Here is a 19,952-nt window from a genome sequence, read left to right as displayed (position 1 = left end):
TTCTAACTAAAAGAGTTGTTGAAAAACAATTTTTCGCCAATTAATAGGTCACACATACCACAGTTAAATATTTTTGCTAGAAACAAATATACCCGTACCGAAGTGGATTTATAAGATTATTAAATCTGGGTAGTGTTTAATTTAGGTGAGTGCCAATTGAACAGCAACAAATTTAAAAACTATTGACAAATAATACTCATCAAATAGAGTGGTGTATGGTTGATGATTTTTGAATTGCAAAAAAAATTATCTACACAATCAAGCAAAAATAACAAAATCTTCAGAAATTATCTTTTAATTCCTCTATTGTAATCTTCAACTATGGTGATTTAATCTTGAAAATCCTTAAATCCTCAAAACCCTGAACCAAGCTGTATACAATATAACTAATTGCAATTTGTATAAACATTGCCCTAATCAGATATAATCATATATTTGTATTTGGACTTTGACAAAAACATCTTTAGTAATATGACCAAAACCTACAACGTAGAAATTCAACATCAAGGTAAAATCCTTAACATACAAGTTGCTGAAAACGAAACTATTCTCTCAGTCGCAGAAACTCATGGTTTAGAACTACCCGCGTCCTGCCATGCTGGGGTTTGCACAACTTGTGCTGCGTTAATTACTGAAGGTAGTGTAGACCAAAGTGATGGAATGGGTGTCAGTCCAGATTTGCAAAAACAAGGCTATGCGCTGCTTTGTGTTGCTAAACCTCTTTCTGATTTAAAAATAGAAACAGAAAAAGAAGAAGTAGTTTATCAGAAGCAGTTTGGTAAAGACTAAATCTGTTTGTAATCAGTGGTCAGTATAAAAATTAATGCAATATATAAATACTACTGATCACTGCTTTAACGCATCACGAAATAATTTAATTATATTAAATATATCCAAAAATTAAATATGCTTTTCCCATAACCCTTGTAGAGCCTTTACACGTAAAATCTCTACAGTCTCTACCACCAGATGTCGATTTAACAAATCTCTTCTCTCAAGTTGACTCTAGAGAGTCCTAACCCAGAAAATCACCCACCATCAAAGACGTTTTTGCACCAATGTACGGTTCGTGTAGTGGCATAGCAAGGAAAAATTAACTCAAAACCAGTGATCTCTGTCACACTACATCTACCGCATATCTATAGTAAGATTCTGATACAGAAAATGCTTAAAAGTTTTCTTATTTCGCTGCAATACCTTCATCTAACTATTTTAGTGAAGATATTTGTTGAGTTGTAAAACTTAATATTTAACTTAAATACAATCCTCAAGATTACTCTGAAGGGATGTATGGTGTTTTCTGATTATTTTATAAACCGTAGACTTCACTATATTTCATTGTGGAAAACACTTGTTTTCGACTTTTTTTTGCTGCTAACTAATGTTTATCTATCTTTGATAAGTAATTAACTAGGAGTCTAAATAAAGTTGATGTTTTAGAGGTTATTGAGTATGTAAAAAGATTACTTGGTGATTATTTATTAACTATTCAATGAATTTTGAAACTTATAGCGAAAAATAACGTCACCCACAATAATAACTCATCCTCGCCTCTCCAATGAAATTGTTGAAATTTAGGGACTGTCACCAGTCAGCTAGCAAAGAGATATCTAAATTGTCTCTCTCTATTTACCAAAAGGGTAAACAAACTGGATGAATTAAATTAAAAAACTTTTGCTAACTCCTCAGAGGATACTTGAATTTTATATCTATAGCTGTAGACAAGGCAGTTAGGACATTAACTAAAACTAAAACTTAGATCCTGAAAGGTTTTTAGCACTGTCACCCTTCGGCTGACGCTCACTGCGAAGCCTGTTACCTGTCACCTGCTATAGCTCTGGGAAGGGCACTAGTTAAATCAAACATTCCTGCATAAATTGAGTCTAGCAAGACGTAATTAGAAAGGGAACAAAGTAATTCCCGCATGTAACTACTAGTTAAAAAAGTTAAGTCGGTATGGGGGTTGTGATGCTAGCTTTACAACAGAGTTTTGAGGAGCGCAATCTCACTATGACAACGGAGGGGCCAAACCTGGCACAATATTGGCACAAGCGACTGGCGGTAGAATGTCCAGAACAAAGTGAGGCTGCTAGAAATAGTATCGTTCTTTGGCTGTTAGGTGTGGACTTACAAAGATTTGACCTACTTAACCCCAAAGAACTAGAGATAGCCAAACAAGCGATGGAATATCGGTGGCGAATTTTGCAGCAACGCTATTTGGGGACAGGTAGAGAAAAGGCATATCGCCATTTAATTAGCCGTTTAGGCAGCGTGGTGACCATTAGAAATAAAATTCAGACTTGGGTGTCTCTGAGTCGCGATCGCCAACGCAGTGTTGTGGATGTACTACAGGAAGTATTGCAAGAGTTGCTACAAAGCGATTCTTATATGCAGCAGCAAATGGCCGATATCGCCAAATTGAGCAACGATAAAAGATTACGGGATACATTGTTGTTTGCCAGTCTGGAAGAATATTGTTTACGTCCAGTCCGGAATCAACCCCTGTTGGTGTATCGCTTTGTCAACTATCTCCGTCGTAGTCAGCGTGGTGGTTTAACCCAAGTACCAGCTAGTGATTTAATTCGGCTAGTATCAGAAGAAGTATTGGGAGAAGACAGCGAGAACAGAGTCAGCTTAGTAGATACCCAAGCGATCGCCCAATATCAAGAAACCAAAGAAATTGAAGACCAACAGGTACTGCGACAAATCGTCCAGCAAGAATTTGAAGCCTATTTACTTCAAAATCTAGGACAACAAGCAGTAGATTGGCTCAAACTCTATCTCCAAGGCAAATCTCAAGAAGAAATCGCCAAACAACTCAACAAACCAATTAAAGAAGTATACCGACTCAGAGAAAAAATCAGCTACCATGCAGTCAGAGTTTTCGCCCTCAAAGGCAAGCCCGAACTCGTAGACAGTTGGTTGTCCATTTCCTTGTCAGAACATAACTTGGGGCTAACACAACAAAAATGGCAACAACTAGACGAACAATTAACACCATTAGGTAGAGAAATTCTCAACTTGCGGAGAGCAGGTAATTCCATCGAGTCTACAGCCCAACACCTAAAGCTCAAAACCCATCAAGTGATGGGTGAATGGACTAAAGTTTATCTTGCTGCCCAAACCTTAAGAACCCAAGATTAGTTGACTGTCTGATTCTGTCCTGATTAGCTGCGTCGTTTCATCTAACTTCATTTCTATGAAGACAGATGGAAGACTCAAAGCTAACACAGACAGGCATTCTTACCTGAACATGATGTCTCCATCATACCTAATACAGTAACGGTTTACGTATTAGCGTGTTGCGTCCTAAAACAAAATTTATTAACCCTTACAATTAACATCACTGGTTTAATTAAATGATTTGAGCATGGGGACAGCTTCCCTAGCCCAAGTTCATCAAAGGTTAAGTCTTGTTATTTTCAGTTCGCCTAGTAGCGTATTTTCACTGACCAACCACTAAACTTAGAGACAACAGGCAAAATAATTAATAACAGGACATAACCAAAAACTACACCTATGTTGTCTTCAGACGGCAAACCCATTAATCAAACTGTAAATAACCCTTCAGTAACAAATACCACAGGAATTCAGCTAGAATTAGAAGCAGAGCAGTTGCAAATATTTCAACTAATTGATAGCCTATTGTCCTTTGAAGCTTGTCTATATCACCAAATTTTGCCCTTAAAACTCGAAAATCAGCAGTTGGTTTTGGGCATGGTTGACCCTCAAGATAGGGAAGCCCTTGATTATGTGGCCCAGTTTCTGTCTTATCTTCAACTCACAATGGTGACTGAGCCAATTACATTAGAAACCCATCAAACTCTATCTTCTGCCTACCTGAATTATAAAAATACATTTACTGGCACGAAAATTCAACTAGTATCGCCACCAAAAGTAGAACCCCAAGCCAAGACTCCCTCATCTCTAGAAACCCAAACAGAGGAGATAAACTTAGCCTGGAATTCGGAAACAGAAGACTCGTCTGCTACAGATAATATGCTCACTCCTCTCAATTTGATGTTGGATGGAGTGATGTTAGACCAAGTCCCGAATATAGCTGTAGAAATTCCCTCAGAATTTACACCTGTTGATCAGTTAGCAACAATACCCCCCAAAAAAATCCTCGTAGAATTACTGGGTAGGGTGATAACTGCTAAAATTGGTCGTCTCTATTTGGAAAGACAACCTTATGAGGGAAAGATATTCTGGACTGATAATGGAGTGTTACAGGCACAAGTAGAGAAAATTCCTTTATCAGTGTTTCAAGGTGTATTAAATGAATTAAAACGATTTGCTGCTTTACCTATGAGTAAAGTAACTGAGCCGAAACAAGTAGAAAAAGAATGCCTTTACCATCAAAAACCCATATTATTACGCTTGCGTGTGATGTCTGGGGATTACGGTGAAGAAGCAACTATTCAAGTTTTAAAGGGTTCAGCATTAAAGTTCTACCATCAGCAGCAAATGGGCTTTTTGAGCCGTGATACCTTGGAGACAGTGCAAAAACTACGATGTTTGTTAAATGAACTGCAAGAAAGGTTCTTGCCTGATTTTGAGCTTAGTCCTCAACAGTCAGAAGCTTTAGCCTCTCTCAACCCACTCATGGAAAATTTGGATCAACAAGTACGAATCCTTTTAAGTAATAATTCGTTACCGGAAAATAGCTAATAATACATGTGAAAACATCATTGCTGTTTTCTATTACCATTAATAATTGTTATGTTGTGATTACAGCATTAACAATTCATCTGTTTTCTAGCGATACAGGAGCAATACTTGTTTTCTGAACTAGCTGATGATTGCGTGCTAAAAAACTGATAGTAACAGACTGAGTACAATGGCGACAAAATCCCTCAATTTTTCATAGGACTGATACTTTCTACCATCAGCTTTGGAAATTGTGGTTAGAGATTTTGAATCATTCTGTACTAGTTCTCTAGTTTTGAATTCATTCCTCGCACACATTTCATGCAAACCGAAGTTTTAAGCGATCTTTTCCCCTTACTAAGTACAGCTAACCCGCAAACGTTGGAATGGCTGTTTAGTATAGCTGTTGAACACGAATACCCTGCGGAACGAGCAGTATTAATGGAAGATGCTTGGGGTAATGCCGTCTATTTTATTGTTTCCGGTTGGGTGAAAGTCCGACGCACCACTGGAGATGAGTCTGTGGCCATAGCAATTTTAGGTCGAGGTGATTTTTTTGGTGAGATGGCAGTATTGGACGAGTCTCCTCGGTCAACAGATGTAATTGCCTTGTCAACAGTGAAATTATTAAGTGTATCCCGTGAAAGATTCATCCAAATTTTATTTAAAGATCCACAGCTACATCATAGAATGCTGCAATTGATGGTGCGACGCTTGAGGCAGATTAATTTACGTCTACAAATGCGTTTAGCTCCACCAGCAGTGAAATTAGCCCACACTTTAGTCAGTTTGGGAGAAAGCTATGGTCAAGATTTCGATCACGGCAAAGAAATTTTGAAAATCTCTTTTAAAGATTTAGCGGATGTGACAGAAATTACTGTTGATGAAACAACGAAGATTATGGAAAAACTGGATGAAAAGGGATGGCTAAAAATTGATCCTGTAAAAAATGTCATTAATATTATCAATTTTAAACAATTGGCCAATTTAGCTGCCAAAATTTGAACACTGAAGTTACACAATTAGGCAGCAAGCTACTGCATGAAACTTGTGTAACACTGGTAGTTGCGATGTGAGTAGAAGAGGCGAGCGATCGCACATTCTCAAGGTTAGATTCAGGGTAAAGGCGGGGGTAAAAATGTAAAAAATGTTTCATTATATCATATTTATGCCACCCTATTGGCGTGGGTACTTACCCTCTGGAAGTCTAGACCCCACACCCCAACACCCACCCTAAGCAACTAATCTGAGTGTGTAATACCAATTCTCCGTAACTTGCTAAAACAATCTAATGACCTTAGCTACCCTGATCCAAGCAGGTTAGGATTATTGACTATTGACTAATGACTATTGATTAATCACTTAAGACGCAGCACACAAGATGACTGAAGCAATCGCACCTCGTCTCAATACTCAAGTTAAGGAAATCTGTCCATCTATCAACTATATAGTGGCAATGTCTCAACCAGAAACCCATCTGTTTGAGGTGACTTTGCAGGTGGTAGACTACCCATTTCCCGTACTCGATTTGAAAATGCCAGTTTGGACTCCTGGCTCCTACTTAGTGAGGGAATACGCCAAAAATTTACAAGATTTTACTGCATTGGCAGGGACAGAAGCTTTACCTTGGCAGAAAGTTAGTAAAAATCACTGGCAGATAGAAAAAGGTGATGCTTCAGAAGTCGTGATCCGCTACCAGGTGTTTGCTAATGATTTATCAGTGCGTACTAACCACTTAGATAACACTCATGGTTATTTTAATGGGGCTGCGTTATTTTTACGCATTCCTGGTTGGGAACACCTGCCCATTAGCATCACTGTCGTTCCACCCAACTCAGAATGGCAAGTTACTACTGGGTTACCACAACACACCGAGGGCAGTAATACCTTCTGGGCAGCTGATTTTGATACCCTGGTGGATAGCCCCTTTGAAATTGGCAGCCACAGCTTGTATAAATTTGAAGTGTTGGGTAAACCCCATGAATTGGCAATTTGGGGCAAAGGCAATTTTCAAGCCCAAAAAATGATTGCTGACTTCGGGAAAATTATTGAAGTAGAAGCAGATTTATTTGGTGGTTTGCCTTATGACAGATATGTGTTTCTGCTGCATTTATTTAACCAGGCTTACGGGGGATTGGAACATAAAAATTCTTGCTCCTTAATTTATCAAAGGTTTGGTTTTCGTGCCCAAGATAAGTATGAGCGATTTTTACAATTGGTGGCCCATGAATTCTTTCACTTGTGGAACGTGAAGCGGATTCGTCCCAAAGCCTTGGAAGTGTTTGATTACGACCAGGAAAATTACACTCCCTCTCTATGGTTTTGCGAGGGGACTACCAGTTACTATGACTTGCTGATTCCTTTGCGGGCAGGACTTTATGATGCTAAGGCCTATTTAAGTTATTTGGGTAAAGAAATTGCTCGTTATCAAACGACTCCTGGACGGAAGGTACAACCGTTGTCGGAATCGAGTTTTGATGCTTGGATCAAATTGTATCGCCCTGATGCTAATAGCGGTAATTCCCAAATTTCCTATTATTTGAAAGGGGAAATGGTATCGTTACTGTTAGACCTATTGATTCGCGCCCTACATAGCAATCAGCGATCGCTTGATGATGTGATGCGGCAGATGTGGCAGCAATTTGGCAAAGCGGAAATCGGCTATACTCCCGAACAGTTGCAAGCAGTGATTGAGTCTGTAGCGGGCATTGATTTAACAGACTTCTTTAAGGCTTACATTGACAGCGTAGAAGAACTACCTTTCAACAAATACCTGACACTGTTTGGTGTGGAATTGAAAGCAGAAAAAGAAGAAGAACCTTATTTAGGTGTCAGACTCAAAACGGAAAATGGTCGGGAAATCATTAAATTTATAGAGGCAGATTCACCAGCTTATCATGCTGGATTAGACGCAGGTGATGAGATACTGGCCATTGATGGGTTGAAAGTGGCAGCAGGTCAGTTAAGCGATCGCCTCAAGGATTATCGGCCCAATGATCTGATCCACATCACCGTTTTCCATCAAGATGAATTGCGTACCTATTCAGTGACTCTCGATGCACCCAATGTCCATTATCATTTAGTACCTGTGCAAAATCCTGATGCCACTCAAGCAGAAAATTTTGCTGGTTGGTTAGGTGTACCTTTGAGCAGTGTGCGGTCATAATCTTCAGGCAAATGAACCGGAAACTATAACTATGTGAATCTAGGTGCGATGTTAGCTGTCACTGAACTAGTTTCCGGTAGGAAAACCTGGAAAATCGAGTATTTCTCCTAATTACCTCAACAGCCTTTGGACCTATTCCCTGGGAAATGAAAAATACCCCATTGCTAGCAATTGCCTCAACGGGGTAAAACAAATAAAACAAACACAAAAAAACTAAATTTTGCTTATCTTTTGTGACTTTTTAATACACCTGGTTCATACTGCATAGGCAGGACATCTAAAATATCTGTTTGGGAACAATACTTTAGGTCTTCATGGCATTCTAAGCGTAATAATCGCTGGCCATGACTAGCTTGGTGAAATAGTCCTAATAAGTTTTCTTGCCACTGAGAGTAAAGAGCGATCGCACCAGCCACTTCATCATTACCAGCTAGTTCCTCCAGAGGAATGTGAGTTTGTTGCCACAAGCTATGAGCGATCGCCCCAGCACAAACTGTATCTTCCAGAGAAAAACTACCTTCCCAACCAGAACCAACAATCCAAACAGTTTCTGGCTGCTTTTCCAAGATAAAATTCACTACTGCGGCCCGATTAATTAAAGCTGCGGCAATCACAATAGGTGCTTTTTGTATCCTGGTTAAGGCCCGAGTTCCGTTGGTGGTACTAATGAATAAACGTCTGCCCTTGACTAATTCCTCTGTACAATCTAAAGGAGAGTTACCTAACTCAAAGCCAGCTACTTTGGAACCGCCACGCTCTCCAGCCCGTAATCTTTTTTCTGGAGGCCAGGTTTCACTAACATCTAAAAGTTGGTCTAAATCACTAAAGACTTGGACTGCTTCCCCTCCAGCGGCTAAAACGGTGGCCATTGTACTAGTGGCCCGCAAGACATCAACCGCGATCGCACATTCTGGTGCTTCGTCGGTTGGGGTTAATTCTGGAGTGTGATATACAAATAGCTTCACGCTTTGAATACACCTGCTCTATACTACTGCGGTTATATTCTACCTACTTGATGTCCCTTACAGTTTATGCCTGGGGTCTAGTCTTAATCAATACATAAATACTATAAAAGCTGAAAAAAGGCTATATTCATGGCTTTAAGGACTTAAAGCTTGGCATTGCATCTTGTAATCTGAAAGATAGAGAAGATTGAGGATTGGTCACCAGTGAATGCTAGAAACTGACAAATCCATTACCTAATAATTAAAATATGGCACCTTTACCCGATTATCGTCCTAAACAACTTTCCGTTGGCCCCCTAGAAGCTGAAATTTTAAGCATTGTCTGGGAACTAGGTTCTGCTACAGTCAAGGATGTACACAATCGTATTCTCGCTGACCCAAATCGAGAATTGGCTTATACTTCCGTCACCACGGTTCTCCGTCGTCTCACCGAAAAAGGTTGGCTGGCCTGTGACAAAAAAGGTAGAGCATTTTATTGGCGGCCCTTGTTGACTGAACAACAAGCACAGATGATTAAAGCCCATGAACAATTGCAGCGATTTTTAGCAGTGGGTAATCCCGATGTAGTTGCGGCCTTTGCCGATAGTTTAGATGAAGCAACTAGTCAACAAATAGAAGCGATCGCGCAACGAATTCAAGCGGCACGCCAAGCCAGGGGAGAACAATAATGCATTTAGTCATGATTTTCACGGTTTTAACCATTGCTTGGTGGTTGAGGTCGTCTTGGAGTCAACCCCAAGGGAATTGGCATTTACGCTGGCACAGCACCTTATTTTCATTTCTTTTCCCCCCTCTACTAATTTTCATCACATCAGTGGCAGTGCTGTGTATGGGTCCACAGGGGAAAATGGGTGGTATGTACATCGACTCCTTCAGCTACGCCCTGGCCTTATGCGAAATTGGCTTTTTTAGTTGTTTGTGTATCCAACTAGCACTGCAAGGATGGCATTCCGTTAAATCTGCGCGGGAATGTCCCCAAATTCGCCTTGGTAGTCAAACTGCACGCCTGTTATCAACCACAGCTTTATTCGCTGGTCAAATGGGCTTTTGGCAGCCAGAACTAGTAGTGAGTCAAGGATTACTACAAACCCTCTCTCCTAGCCATATAGAAAGCGTTTTAGCCCACGAACAAGGCCATTTCTACTATAGAGATACCTTTTGGTTTTTTTGGCTAGGTTGGGTGCGTTCCTGCACCAGTTGGTTGCCTAATACAGAAGCCCTGTGGCAAGAATTATTAATGTTGAGAGAATTACGGGCTGATAGCTACGCTGCTACTCAAGTAGATCCCTTAATCTTGGCAGAGTCATTGCTATTAGTAGTCAGCGGCAAAACCATGGCTACAGAAGTTTGTTGTGCCGCATTGAATTCTTCTGGTGCGGAGAGATTAGAGCAGAGAATTGAGGCGTTGTTAACACCACCAGCATCAACTTGTGAAGGCAAAACACTATCTTGGTATTTCTTCTTGTTGGCTTTTTTGCCACTGTTAACAATGATTTTTCATTCTTAAATCATCAGCAATGGAAATTTTGGATTTCGGATTTTGGATGATTTTTGTACAACTTCTACCTAAAATCTAAAATCCAAAATTACAAGCCAAAGTGTTGATTTAACTGCGGACTAATTCTCGTTCCACTGGCAATTCTGCTACATTCCGAATATTTTCCAATGTTAAGCCAGAAGTTGTGCGCTTAATTAAACCAGTGAGAACATTGCCAGGGCCGATTTCCACAACTCTTTCTACACCACTATTGGGTAATTGCAAGGCAATTTCTCGCCAACGTACTGAACCAGTCATTTGTTGAATTAAACGTTGTTTGAGAGTTTCTGCATCAGTAGCTGGAACTGGGTCAACATTAGATGCCACAGGCACAACTGCTGATTGGAAAACAGTGGCTTCCAGAATAGCTTGAAAGGACTGTGCCGCTTCAGCCATTAAAGGTGAGTGAAATGCTCCAGAAACTTTTAAGGGTACAGCACGTTTAGCCTTGACTTGGGACAACACAGCATGTACTGCGTCAGGAGTTCCAGAAATCACCACTTGGGCGGGACTGTTATCATTGGCCAAAACTACATCAGGGGTTTGGGCAATTACTTGTTCTAGCTGTTCGCTGTCAAAGTTGAGCAGGGCTGCCATCATTCCACCCGCAGCACTATCCATAATTTCTGCTCTCTGTTTGACTAGTTTGAGTCCGGTAGACCAGTCAAAAACTTCAGCAACATAGAGGGCAATATATTCGCCTAAACTGTGCCCAGCAACTACATCAGGCTTTTGTCCTCTCTCCCGCAATAAATCAGCGAGAATACTTTCGATTACATATAAACAAGGTTGGGTGTAAAGTGTGCGAGACAGTTTAGCTTCATCACTTTGGCAGACATCAATTACAGACCAGCCTAAAATAGCCTCTGCTTGAGCAAACTTTTCTTGGGCTGAGGGAATTTCTAATAAATCCATACCCATGCCCAATACTTGTGAACCTTGTCCCGGAAAGACCCATGCAGTTTTAGTCATTTGGTAATTTCTTAATGAATAGTTGATCATTGGTAGTGGGTAATAAGTGATTGGGCAAGACCCTATCACCTGTCACCTGGTTACTATCTGCCCCATTGAAAAATGGCTGCCCCCCAGGTGAGTCCAGCACCAAAACCAGAAGCGGCAATGATGTCATTGGGCTTGATTTTGCCTTGCTGCACTGCTTCATCTAAAGCGATGGGAATAGAGGCAGCAGAGGTGTTACCGTAATTAGCGACATTACTGATAACTTTGTGTGCAGGAATATTTAAGCGTTCAGCGACGGCGTTGAGAATACGCTGATTTGCTTGGTGTAATACTAGCCAATCTATTTGGTCAACGGTGAGATTAGCTGCAAATAAGGTTTTGTCTATGACTTCTGGAACTTTCTGGACAGCAAAGCGGTAAACTTCTTTGCCGTTCATGGTGATGGGTTGATAAGTTCCTTGGGTGACACTAATTTCTGGCGTTAACTGTTGTGCGGCTCCATTGTAGGAGAGATTGAGATAATGATTTTGCGTGCCATCACTTTTGAGGGTAAAACCAAGTAAGCGATCGCTCTGATTGGCCTGCAACACCACTGCCCCAGCCCCATCGCCAAACAGTACACAAGTGCGTCTGTCTTGCCAATCCACCCATCGAGAGAGGATATCTGCCCCTATCAACAGTACATTTTGGTATACGCCAGTTCTGATGTATTGGGCTGCTGTGACTAGTCCAAAGACAAAGCCAGAACAGGCAGCTGTTAAGTCAAAGGCCACAGCTTTAATCGCACCTAGTTCGCCTTGTACTTTACAGGCAGTGCCAAATAAATCATCAGGGGTGGAAGTGGCTAACAAAATTAAATCAATGTCAGCTGCCGTAATTCCAGCCGCAGCAATGGCTTGTTGACTGGCCGCCGTTGCTAATTTACATAATGAATCTTGTGATGAGGCAATTCGCCTTTGTTGAATCCCAGTTCTTGTAGTAATCCACTCATCTGATGTTTCTACTAGATGAGTTAATTCCTGGTTATGTAAGGAAGTTGTTGGTAATGCTGAACCACTTCCAGTAATTGCTATGCCTATATTTTGCACTCCTAATCTCCCCAGCTATCAGCGTTTTTGTCAGTTGTCAATTTTCAGCAGGAGTTCAGTAGTTCAGGAGTTCAGGAGTTCAGAATATTTCCAAGAATTAAGTAGTTGAATTAAGGCGAGGATTTGATACTCCTACAACTCTTGAACTCCCGAATTTTTCCTTGACTAATGACATTAAGCCGATGGCTCAATCCTAATCGGCTTCGTTTTGTAGGATTTGATATTGGGACTGAAGTCTTGTCAATACCTGATTGTCTACAGCTTCTTTGGCCATACGAATAGCACTAAAAATTGAGGGTGCTTGAGAACTACCATGACCAATGAAGCAAATGCCGTCTACGCCTAATAGTAAAGCACCACCATGTTCAGCATGATCCATCCGCTGTTTAATGCGCTTCAGGTTGGGTTTTAAAATCGCTGTGCCAATTTGGCCATGTAACCCTTGAGGTAACTCCTCTCGCAAGATTTGTAGAATTACTCCACCAAGAGACTCGGCAAATTTTAATAGCACATTCCCAACGAAGCCATCACAGACAATGACATCAAAGTCGCCGGATAGCACGTCCCGCCCTTCAGCGTTACCAATAAAATTAATTTGCTGATTTTTTTGGAGTAGTTCGTAGGTCTTTAAGGCTAAGTCATTACCTTTAGTATCTTCTTCGCCAATATTCAACAACCCAATTTTGGGTTCAGGCATTCCCAAAACATACTGACTGTAAATTGAACCCATCACTGCAAACTGCTCTAAAAATTTAGGACGGCAGTCTACATTTGCGCCTACATCCAGGATTAATACTGGTTTACCGGCGACAATGGTGGGAAATACAGTACCTATAGCTGGACGATCAATTCCCGGTAGTCGTCCCAAGCGCAACAAAGCTGATGCCATTGCTGCTCCTGAGTGACCCGCTGAAAATACTGCATCAGCCTGCTGTTTTTTGACTAAATCCATCGCGACATTGATGGAGGCCTTACGCTTTTTGCGGACTGCGTTTAAAGGCTCTTCATCCATGGCGATCGCTTCTTCGGCTGGCACGATTTCCAGCCGATCCATGTTGATTTTTGGCGGCATCACAGCTTTAATTTGTTGGGGATCGCCCACCAACAAAATGTTCACACCCAATTCCTCTTTTGCTCGCAGTGCGCCAGCGACGATTTCACCGGGTGCGTGATCCCCTCCCATAGCGTCTATTGCGATCCGTACACCAGTCGATCCCATTGCTCAGAGCTTATAGAAACCTTACAAATTTTATCAGATTGCAATACTAAAAAAGATTAACTTTACGGATTAGGAGTTAAGTAGTGTATTGCTTTACATTCATTAGAGGTTAAAGTTGTGTGCATCTTCTGTTGGTACTAATGGATTTAACTTTTCTGTCAGTACAAAGCGGTACAATCGTCATTCATCTGTGTTACAGGTATTACAACAATACATTGATCAAAAATCTAGCTACAACTCCATTACCTAATTCCAGATATGGGAAACCTAAACTGTCAATCACAGGAGGATAACAAAAATGATTCCCGACCCTACGTGGTATTATGCCCAAACTTGGGAAAAGTCCCACCTTGCTAAGGAAGCTATTGATGTAGCTATTACCTGTATGGCTTCAGCGGAAACTGCCGAGCCTGCCATTGACGCAACTGTCAAGGAGTCCCTAGAAAAAGCTCAAAGTGAAATCCAAAAAGCTTTAGCCGCTATCATTAAGACCAAGGAGCAAATTTAACATAGCCTTTTCCTGAGTCTAAATTTATTCATAATCGATGAATGGGTGTGATCAAATTTCCACACCCTTCATAGATTGACTAAAGAGTGAAGAAACTTCCCCTGTAGAGGTGCTTGGTCAATCCTCATAAATAATCAAAATCAAGCATATACAAACTGGCATTTATCAGTTGTGACGGCTGAGGTTATGATATCTACGTCATCGGCAGATAAAAATTCACTTTGAGAATACACACATGAATTTCATCAGTAGCAAATCTCCAGAATTTCAACAATTCTATTCAGGGAAGTTAGCAGATTATGTTACAGCCTTAGCTTGGTCTGGTGATGGTAATATTCTTGCTGCTACTTCTGGGGCTGGAGAAGTCAAACTGTGGTCAAATGGTGAATTAATCAACCTCCAAAGTGAAACTGGGAAATCATTAGACTGCATTGCTTTTTCACCCGATGGTAAATATTTAGCAGTGGGTGGACAAGATGGAAAAGTAAAAATCTGGCGAGAAAATCAATTAATTACTACTTTAGAAAATGCACCAGCTTGGGTAGATAAATTAGCTTGGAGTTATACCAGTAATCACTTGGCTTTCAGTTTAGGTCGCTATGTTCAAGTATGGGATGCTGATAGGGAAGATATTGTTGTCACCCTCAATTTTGAAAATTCATCAATTTTAGGTATCGATTGGCGGAAAGATGGTCAATATTTAGCCATTAGCGGTTATAAAGGTGTCAAAATTTGGAACAGCCAAAATTGGGATGAAGAACCCTATGTGCTATCTATGTCTACCGTCAGTATAGCCATGGCCTGGTCGCCTGATGGTCAATATTTGGCTTCTGGCAATATGGATCGCAGTGTAACTGTCTTGGAATGGGAAAACCCTGACCCTTGGGTAATGCGTGGCTTTCCGGGGAAAATTCGCCATTTAGCCTGGTCAGAAGCTAAAACCTCCGTGGGTGCTCCTTTGTTGGCTTCTTCTAGCGTAGAAGGGGTGGTAGTGTGGGAAAAATCAGCAGATGAGTCTGTAGGTTGGGAAGCCAAAGTGTTAACAAATCATGTGGATATAATTAATGCGATCGCCTTTGCACCCAACAGCTTTTTTCTCGCTTCCGCTGCTGCTGACGGTTGGCTGTGTCTTTGGGATGAAAACCAACAGGTAAAACAAATTCTCACAGGTGCACTTGCTGGCTTCTCCAGTTTAGCTTGGCATCCCCAAGGTCAATTTCTAGCCGCAGGAGGGGAACAAGGTGAATTACTTATGTGGTCACAATAACTGACTAATGACTAACGACTAATAATTGGCTATGCTGTATCAGCAGCAGCCTCTATGTGAGAAATATGAACATAGCTAAACTGATTCTGCTTACCTGTCCTGCTTTTCTAGCTTCTGTGCTACTGTTAGCCAATCCTGTCCATGCAGCAAGTAGCCAGTCTATATCAATAGTTCCATCTGCACAACCCACTCTGCAATTGCTCGCACCAACTTTAACTCATGCCACCAATCCAATTCTTGACCAACTCAATTGTAGTTGTGCTACCTGTACTCAAACTAAATTGGAGATGTTGCAAGGCAAACTGCCTACACCTAGATATTGATAAATGAAAATTTTCACTTATTTTATAGGCACGGCATAGCTGTGCCTTTATTAATATAGTTTAGTTACGATGAGACAACAACAAACAATAACTTATATAGTATTAAATACAGCCTTGATTGTTTTTGCAATCGGATTTGTTGCCTGTAATAGAAAGGGATTTAATACATCCTATAATCAAACATCCCCGACTAATATATTAGATAATAATCTGCCTTTAGTGGTAGCTACTAATAGCGTTATTTGTGACTTAACAAAACAAATTGCCCAACAAACTATTAATCTTGCTTGTTTAATTCCTCCTGGTAGTAATCCCACTATTTACCAACCCACATCAGCCGACCGCCAAAAAATTGAGAGAGCTAATTTGATTCTTTATCATGGCTATAATTTTGAACCACAGCTAATGAAAATTATTAAAGCTTCTCCAGCACGGCAAATCGCAGTAGGTCAAAAAGCTGTAGCTCAACCTCTCAAATTTGTGCAAAATGGTAAAAAAATCACAGAACCGCATATTTGGCATAGCACAAATAATGCCATAAAAATGCTAGAAATTATTAATGAAAGCTTGAGTAAAGCAATACCAGATAAATCTGGTATTTATGATAAGAATACTGCCAAACTGACAAACGAATTCACCCAAATGAATAACTGGATTAAGTCGAGAATTGCTAGTATTCCTGTAAAAAAGCGTAAATTAATGACTACTCATGAAGCCATGATTTATTATGCTCAAGCCTATGAACTACCTTATGTGAAAAATTTAAAAGGTATCAAAAATACCAAGAAATTGACCAATAGAAAAATAGAAAATCTAGCTCAAGATATTCGCAAAATGAGGGTGAAAACAATTTTTGTCGATACTACTACTAGTTCTCAGTTAGTTGAACCTGTGGCACAGGAAGCAAAAGTGAGAATTTTCGCTAGAAAACTTTATTTAGAGGGGCTAGGTGAACCTGGTAGTGATGGCGAAACCTATCAAAAAATGATGGATGCTAATACTCGCAGTATTGTTGAAGGGCTAGGTGGAACCTATTTGAAATTTTCACTTAAAAAATCTCGCTAATTAGTTATTTTTTTACTCAATACTCAAATTAACCCTAACAATAACATCATTGAAATCTTGATCACCACCATCGGGTAAATCTTCAAAACCAAAGATGTTATTTCCTAACAATCTAATATGATCGGTTTGATCAGGGTTAGCTCCTAAGTAAGCAAAATACACTTGGTCAACTTGATTATTTAAAAATTGGTCAACAGTACCATTACTAATGATAAAAGGTGCAAAAATTGCTCCTCCTATCAACTGCTTGTTTGTAAATGTAGAAGTGGCTTGGTTGTTTACTGTTAAATCTATACCTTCTACACGCCCCCTTACAGCAGCTTGAGCATAACCAGTTTGTCCAGGTAAAATGTCTGCTAATTGGTCTCCGTCAGTATCAATTCCGCCATTATCATCAACTACTTGATAAAATCCAATAAAATTATTGAAAGTTGCTTCACGATTCAAGATAAAGTCTGCTGTGACTGCTTGGTTAATATCTCGTAAATCGATTACTTCACCTTGGTTTTGACCATGTAAATTAGTTCCCAATGGCAATGATTCATTGGTGGATTGAATATTAACTACTAAATCTTGAAAATCACTAATACTAGTACCAAAACCATCTTCCCACGCGAGCGAAAACTCACCATTATTTAAATTTGTAATTTTTTGGGTTAATGAATTAGAAAATAGAACTTCTGTAGATGGCGTAATTCCTGCTAATACAGCATCTGTTGTACTGTTTCTGATGATATAAAATCTGAGGTTATCACCAGACTCAAATTCCCGTAAGCTCGTTAAGTCCTGGGTACTAAATCCATTAGGAATATTAGCTATAGTCGAGAAAATTACCCTAGCTCTTGCCAATGCAGCTTGAGTATACCCTACACCATCTGGAACAATTCCATTAATTGAACCATTCTCATCATCAACTTTAAAAACTCCAATTTCATTGACTAGACTAGAACTATGTCTTTTGAGAATGGCTTTCAGTCTGACTTTGGCTGCATTACCTTTGATGGTAAATACATCCCTACCTTCTCTTCTGGACATCGCGCTATCATTATCAATGATTGTCCCCTGTGCTGTACCACTAGTAGGACTGATAGTTGCACCATTGGTGGGGTTGCTTAAAGCAACATTGAAAGTTTCATCTGGTTCAATTAAGTTATCTTGAATGGTTTGAATGCTAAAGGTTTGACTAGTATCTCCAGCTTGAAAGGTGAGGGTTTGAGTTTTAGGAACAAAGTCATTAGAAAGGACTACAGATGCCTCTGGAATTGATACGGTGACACTTTGGGATGTTTGAGTATTTCCAGTCCGGGTGATAGTGAAATTGATGCTATTTCCTTCTGTTCCTGAAGCTGATGCGATCGCAAAAACAGAACTGGTGGTAGTGGTATCATCATCATTAATCCTACCTTTGGCCGTTCCATTGCTAGTGCTGATAGTTGCACCATTGGTAGGGTTGGTTAAGTTGACGCTGAAGGTTTCATTCTCCTCAGCTTGAGAATCTTGATTAGTTTCTACCGTGAAGGTTTTACTGGTTTCGTTCTGTGCAAAAGTCAGCGTTTGAGTTTTTGCAGCAAAGTCACTCTCGCTAGCAGTGTCACCTGTAGAGATAGCAGTAGAAACAGTGACACTTTGGGATGTTTGAGCGTTTCCAGTCCGGGTGATAGTGAAGGTGATGCTATTTCCTTCTGTTCCTGAAGCTGATGCGATCGCAAATATTGGTGCAGCATCATCATTATTAATGGTACCTTGGGCTGTACCATTGGTAGCACTAATCAACCCACCATTTGTAGGATTAGTTAAAGTAACGCTAAAAGTTTCGTTTTCTTCAAACAGTGCGTCTTGATTTGTTTGAACTGTAAAGGTTTTAGCAGTTTCACCAGAATTGAAAACTATAGTCTCAGTTTTAGCAACAAAATCGCTATCGCTAGCTGTATCACTACCAACTATGGAAGTAGAGACAGTTACACTTTGTTGAGTTAGAGCATCTCCCGTGCGAGTTATGGTGAAAGTGACAGCGTTGCCTTCATTTGCTGACGCAGGAACAATCAAGAAAACAGAAGCTAAAAAGTTGAAGTCATCAGGAGTGAGACTATTAGCTTGAATACCTTTTAAAATACCTAAAGTTTTAATATTGCCGTTGATACTAGCTTTAATAGTTGTATCAGATCCGGTTGGCTCTAATATGAGGTCAGCAAATGATTTAACTTCCGGGATACCTACAACAATAACTTTATCTTCCGTTTTAGTAAAGTCTAATACTTCTACTGGAGTATCAGGAATAGCTGCACTAGCTATAAAAAACCTATCTAGTCCAGCACCTCCTGTTAACTGACTACCTTGAACACCACCAAACAGCGAGTCGTCCCCAATTCCACCAAATAAGCTATCACTAGCTGTTCCACCAATTAAAATATCATCATTTTCACCACCTACAAGATAGTTATTACCTGTACCATTGGCAACATTGAGTACATCATTGCCAAGTCCACCAACCAGGGTGTTACTTCCACTTCCACCAGAAATCACTAACTGATCATTACCAGACCCACCATCGAGTTGATTATTACCACCCTCAACTACAAACAGTTGGTCGTTATCTTCATTGCCATTCAGGGAGTTATTTCCCAATACACCTAAAGCATATAGGCGATCGCTACCTAGTCCACCTACTAAGGTATCATTTAAGTTACCTAAAAGTCTGTCCTTGCCACCACCACCATTAAGTAAATTACTCCCTTGACCATTGCTGGCATCTAGGATATCGTCCCCATCCAATCCAAAAATTTGGTCATTATTTTGAGCGTATAACTCATCAATACTGGCAGTTCCATTAATAATCATAGTTGCATTATTGCCGAAGCAAATTTTTTCATAAAAACAAATCTGCAACTAAAATTCTCACAACAAAGTTAATAAATAATTATTAATAGCTTATCTAATCTTTAAAATGAAACTAATTTGATGATTCGGAGAAAATTTGATTTGATTTCATTCCTGCCAATGTGTACTTCAACAGCAATATTTAACAGCAATATTTATGGGTCTTCACAAAAAAGAAGAAAAAAACCGAAAGCCCCCGCATGAAGAATGAGGAGGCTTAGGAGAAGAGAGAACCTGGCATCGAGCTATTGTGACAATCGGCTACCCGAGAACTATCGTCGCCGCAGCAGCGTTTCACCTCTGAGTTCGGGAAGGGATCAGTGTGGT

Annotated in this window: 16 protein-coding genes and 1 rRNA gene; 11 read left to right on the top strand and 6 right to left on the bottom strand. The window is 40.2% G+C overall.

The genetic code is table 11. The annotated features are described in order from the left end of the window. The first annotated feature begins 471 nt into the window (after positions 1 to 471). The 5 genes from H6G73_RS18250 (at position 472) to H6G73_RS18230 (ending at position 7,816) form a co-directional block, all read left to right on the top strand. Complete coding sequence (locus H6G73_RS18250) at positions 472 to 789, top strand: 2Fe-2S iron-sulfur cluster-binding protein (RefSeq protein ID WP_190607076.1); 318 nt, start codon at positions 472 to 474, stop codon at positions 787 to 789. A 1,167-nt stretch (positions 790 to 1,956) separates the two neighbouring features. Next, positions 1,957 to 3,144, top strand: coding sequence for a HetZ-related protein 2 (locus H6G73_RS18245; protein ID WP_190607074.1), 1,188 nt, complete (start codon positions 1,957 to 1,959; stop codon positions 3,142 to 3,144). Between the two features lie 375 nt (positions 3,145 to 3,519). Next, entirely contained in the window at positions 3,520 to 4,671 is a 1,152-nt protein-coding gene (locus H6G73_RS18240; RefSeq protein WP_190607072.1) for a GspE/PulE/PilB domain-containing protein, read from the top strand. Positions 4,672 to 4,971: 300 nt separating this feature from the next. Then, positions 4,972 to 5,655, top strand: a complete 684-nt coding sequence (locus tag H6G73_RS18235) for a Crp/Fnr family transcriptional regulator (protein ID WP_190607070.1) — start codon at positions 4,972 to 4,974, stop codon at positions 5,653 to 5,655. Between the two features lie 376 nt (positions 5,656 to 6,031). Next, a complete protein-coding gene (locus H6G73_RS18230) occupies positions 6,032 to 7,816 on the top strand; it encodes a M61 family metallopeptidase (protein WP_190607069.1) in 1,785 nt (594 codons plus the stop codon). Positions 7,817 to 8,040: 224 nt separating this feature from the next. Here H6G73_RS18230 and H6G73_RS18225 read toward each other — a convergent pair whose 3' ends face one another. Continuing rightward, positions 8,041 to 8,781: a 2-phosphosulfolactate phosphatase family protein gene (locus H6G73_RS18225; protein ID WP_190607066.1), complete on the bottom strand. Its 741-nt coding sequence runs from the start codon at positions 8,779 to 8,781 to the stop codon at positions 8,041 to 8,043. A gap of 248 nt (positions 8,782 to 9,029) precedes the next feature. Here H6G73_RS18225 and H6G73_RS18220 point away from each other — a divergent pair, with 248 nt between their 5' ends. After that, positions 9,030 to 9,449 carry a BlaI/MecI/CopY family transcriptional regulator gene (locus H6G73_RS18220; RefSeq protein ID WP_190607064.1) on the top strand — a complete coding sequence of 140 codons (420 nt, stop codon included), beginning with the start codon at positions 9,030 to 9,032 and terminating at the stop codon, positions 9,447 to 9,449. Continuing rightward, a complete protein-coding gene (locus H6G73_RS18215; RefSeq protein WP_190607062.1) occupies positions 9,449 to 10,288 on the top strand; it encodes a M56 family metallopeptidase in 840 nt (279 codons plus the stop codon). Before H6G73_RS18220 ends, H6G73_RS18215 begins: the two co-directional genes overlap by 1 nt. A 99-nt stretch (positions 10,289 to 10,387) precedes the next feature. Here H6G73_RS18215 and fabD read toward each other — a convergent pair whose 3' ends face one another. The 3 genes from fabD to plsX all read right to left on the bottom strand — a co-directional run bounded on the left by fabD (position 10,388) and on the right by plsX (position 13,585). Next, positions 10,388 to 11,290 (bottom strand): ACP S-malonyltransferase, encoded by a 903-nt coding sequence (gene fabD / locus H6G73_RS18210; protein ID WP_190607060.1) that lies wholly within the window; start codon positions 11,288 to 11,290, stop codon positions 10,388 to 10,390. Positions 11,291 to 11,373: 83 nt separating this feature from the next. Then, positions 11,374 to 12,366, bottom strand: coding sequence for a beta-ketoacyl-ACP synthase III (locus tag H6G73_RS18205; protein WP_190607058.1), 993 nt, complete (start codon positions 12,364 to 12,366; stop codon positions 11,374 to 11,376). Between the two features lie 193 nt (positions 12,367 to 12,559). Beyond that, entirely contained in the window at positions 12,560 to 13,585 is a 1,026-nt protein-coding gene (gene plsX / locus H6G73_RS18200) for a phosphate acyltransferase PlsX (RefSeq protein WP_190607056.1), read from the bottom strand. Positions 13,586 to 13,883: 298 nt separating this feature from the next. On the opposite strand from plsX, the gene H6G73_RS18195 reads away from it, so the two are divergent. From H6G73_RS18195 to H6G73_RS18180, 4 genes are all read left to right on the top strand, one after another. Further along, entirely contained in the window at positions 13,884 to 14,093 is a 210-nt protein-coding gene (locus H6G73_RS18195; protein ID WP_190607054.1) for a hypothetical protein, read from the top strand. A 235-nt stretch (positions 14,094 to 14,328) separates the two neighbouring features. Further along, complete coding sequence (locus H6G73_RS18190; RefSeq protein WP_190607052.1) at positions 14,329 to 15,360, top strand: WD40 repeat domain-containing protein; 1,032 nt, start codon at positions 14,329 to 14,331, stop codon at positions 15,358 to 15,360. A gap of 65 nt (positions 15,361 to 15,425) precedes the next feature. After that, complete coding sequence (locus H6G73_RS18185; RefSeq protein ID WP_190607050.1) at positions 15,426 to 15,683, top strand: hypothetical protein; 258 nt, start codon at positions 15,426 to 15,428, stop codon at positions 15,681 to 15,683. A gap of 69 nt (positions 15,684 to 15,752) precedes the next feature. Beyond that, positions 15,753 to 16,748, top strand: coding sequence for a metal ABC transporter solute-binding protein, Zn/Mn family (locus H6G73_RS18180; RefSeq protein WP_190607048.1), 996 nt, complete (start codon positions 15,753 to 15,755; stop codon positions 16,746 to 16,748). 12 nt (positions 16,749 to 16,760) lie between these two features. Here the strand turns inward: H6G73_RS18180 and H6G73_RS18175 are convergent, their stop codons facing one another. Continuing rightward, positions 16,761 to 19,586, bottom strand: a complete 2,826-nt coding sequence (locus H6G73_RS18175; protein WP_190607047.1) for a Calx-beta domain-containing protein — start codon at positions 19,584 to 19,586, stop codon at positions 16,761 to 16,763. A gap of 271 nt (positions 19,587 to 19,857) precedes the next feature. Continuing rightward, a 5S ribosomal RNA gene (gene rrf, locus H6G73_RS25225) occupies positions 19,858 to 19,952 on the bottom strand; the annotation flags it as partial.

It is taken from the genome of Richelia sinica FACHB-800 (genome assembly GCF_014698825.1).
Taxonomy (GTDB): domain Bacteria; phylum Cyanobacteriota; class Cyanobacteriia; order Cyanobacteriales; family Nostocaceae; genus FACHB-800.
This window is presented reverse-complemented; position numbering and strand designations above follow the sequence as displayed.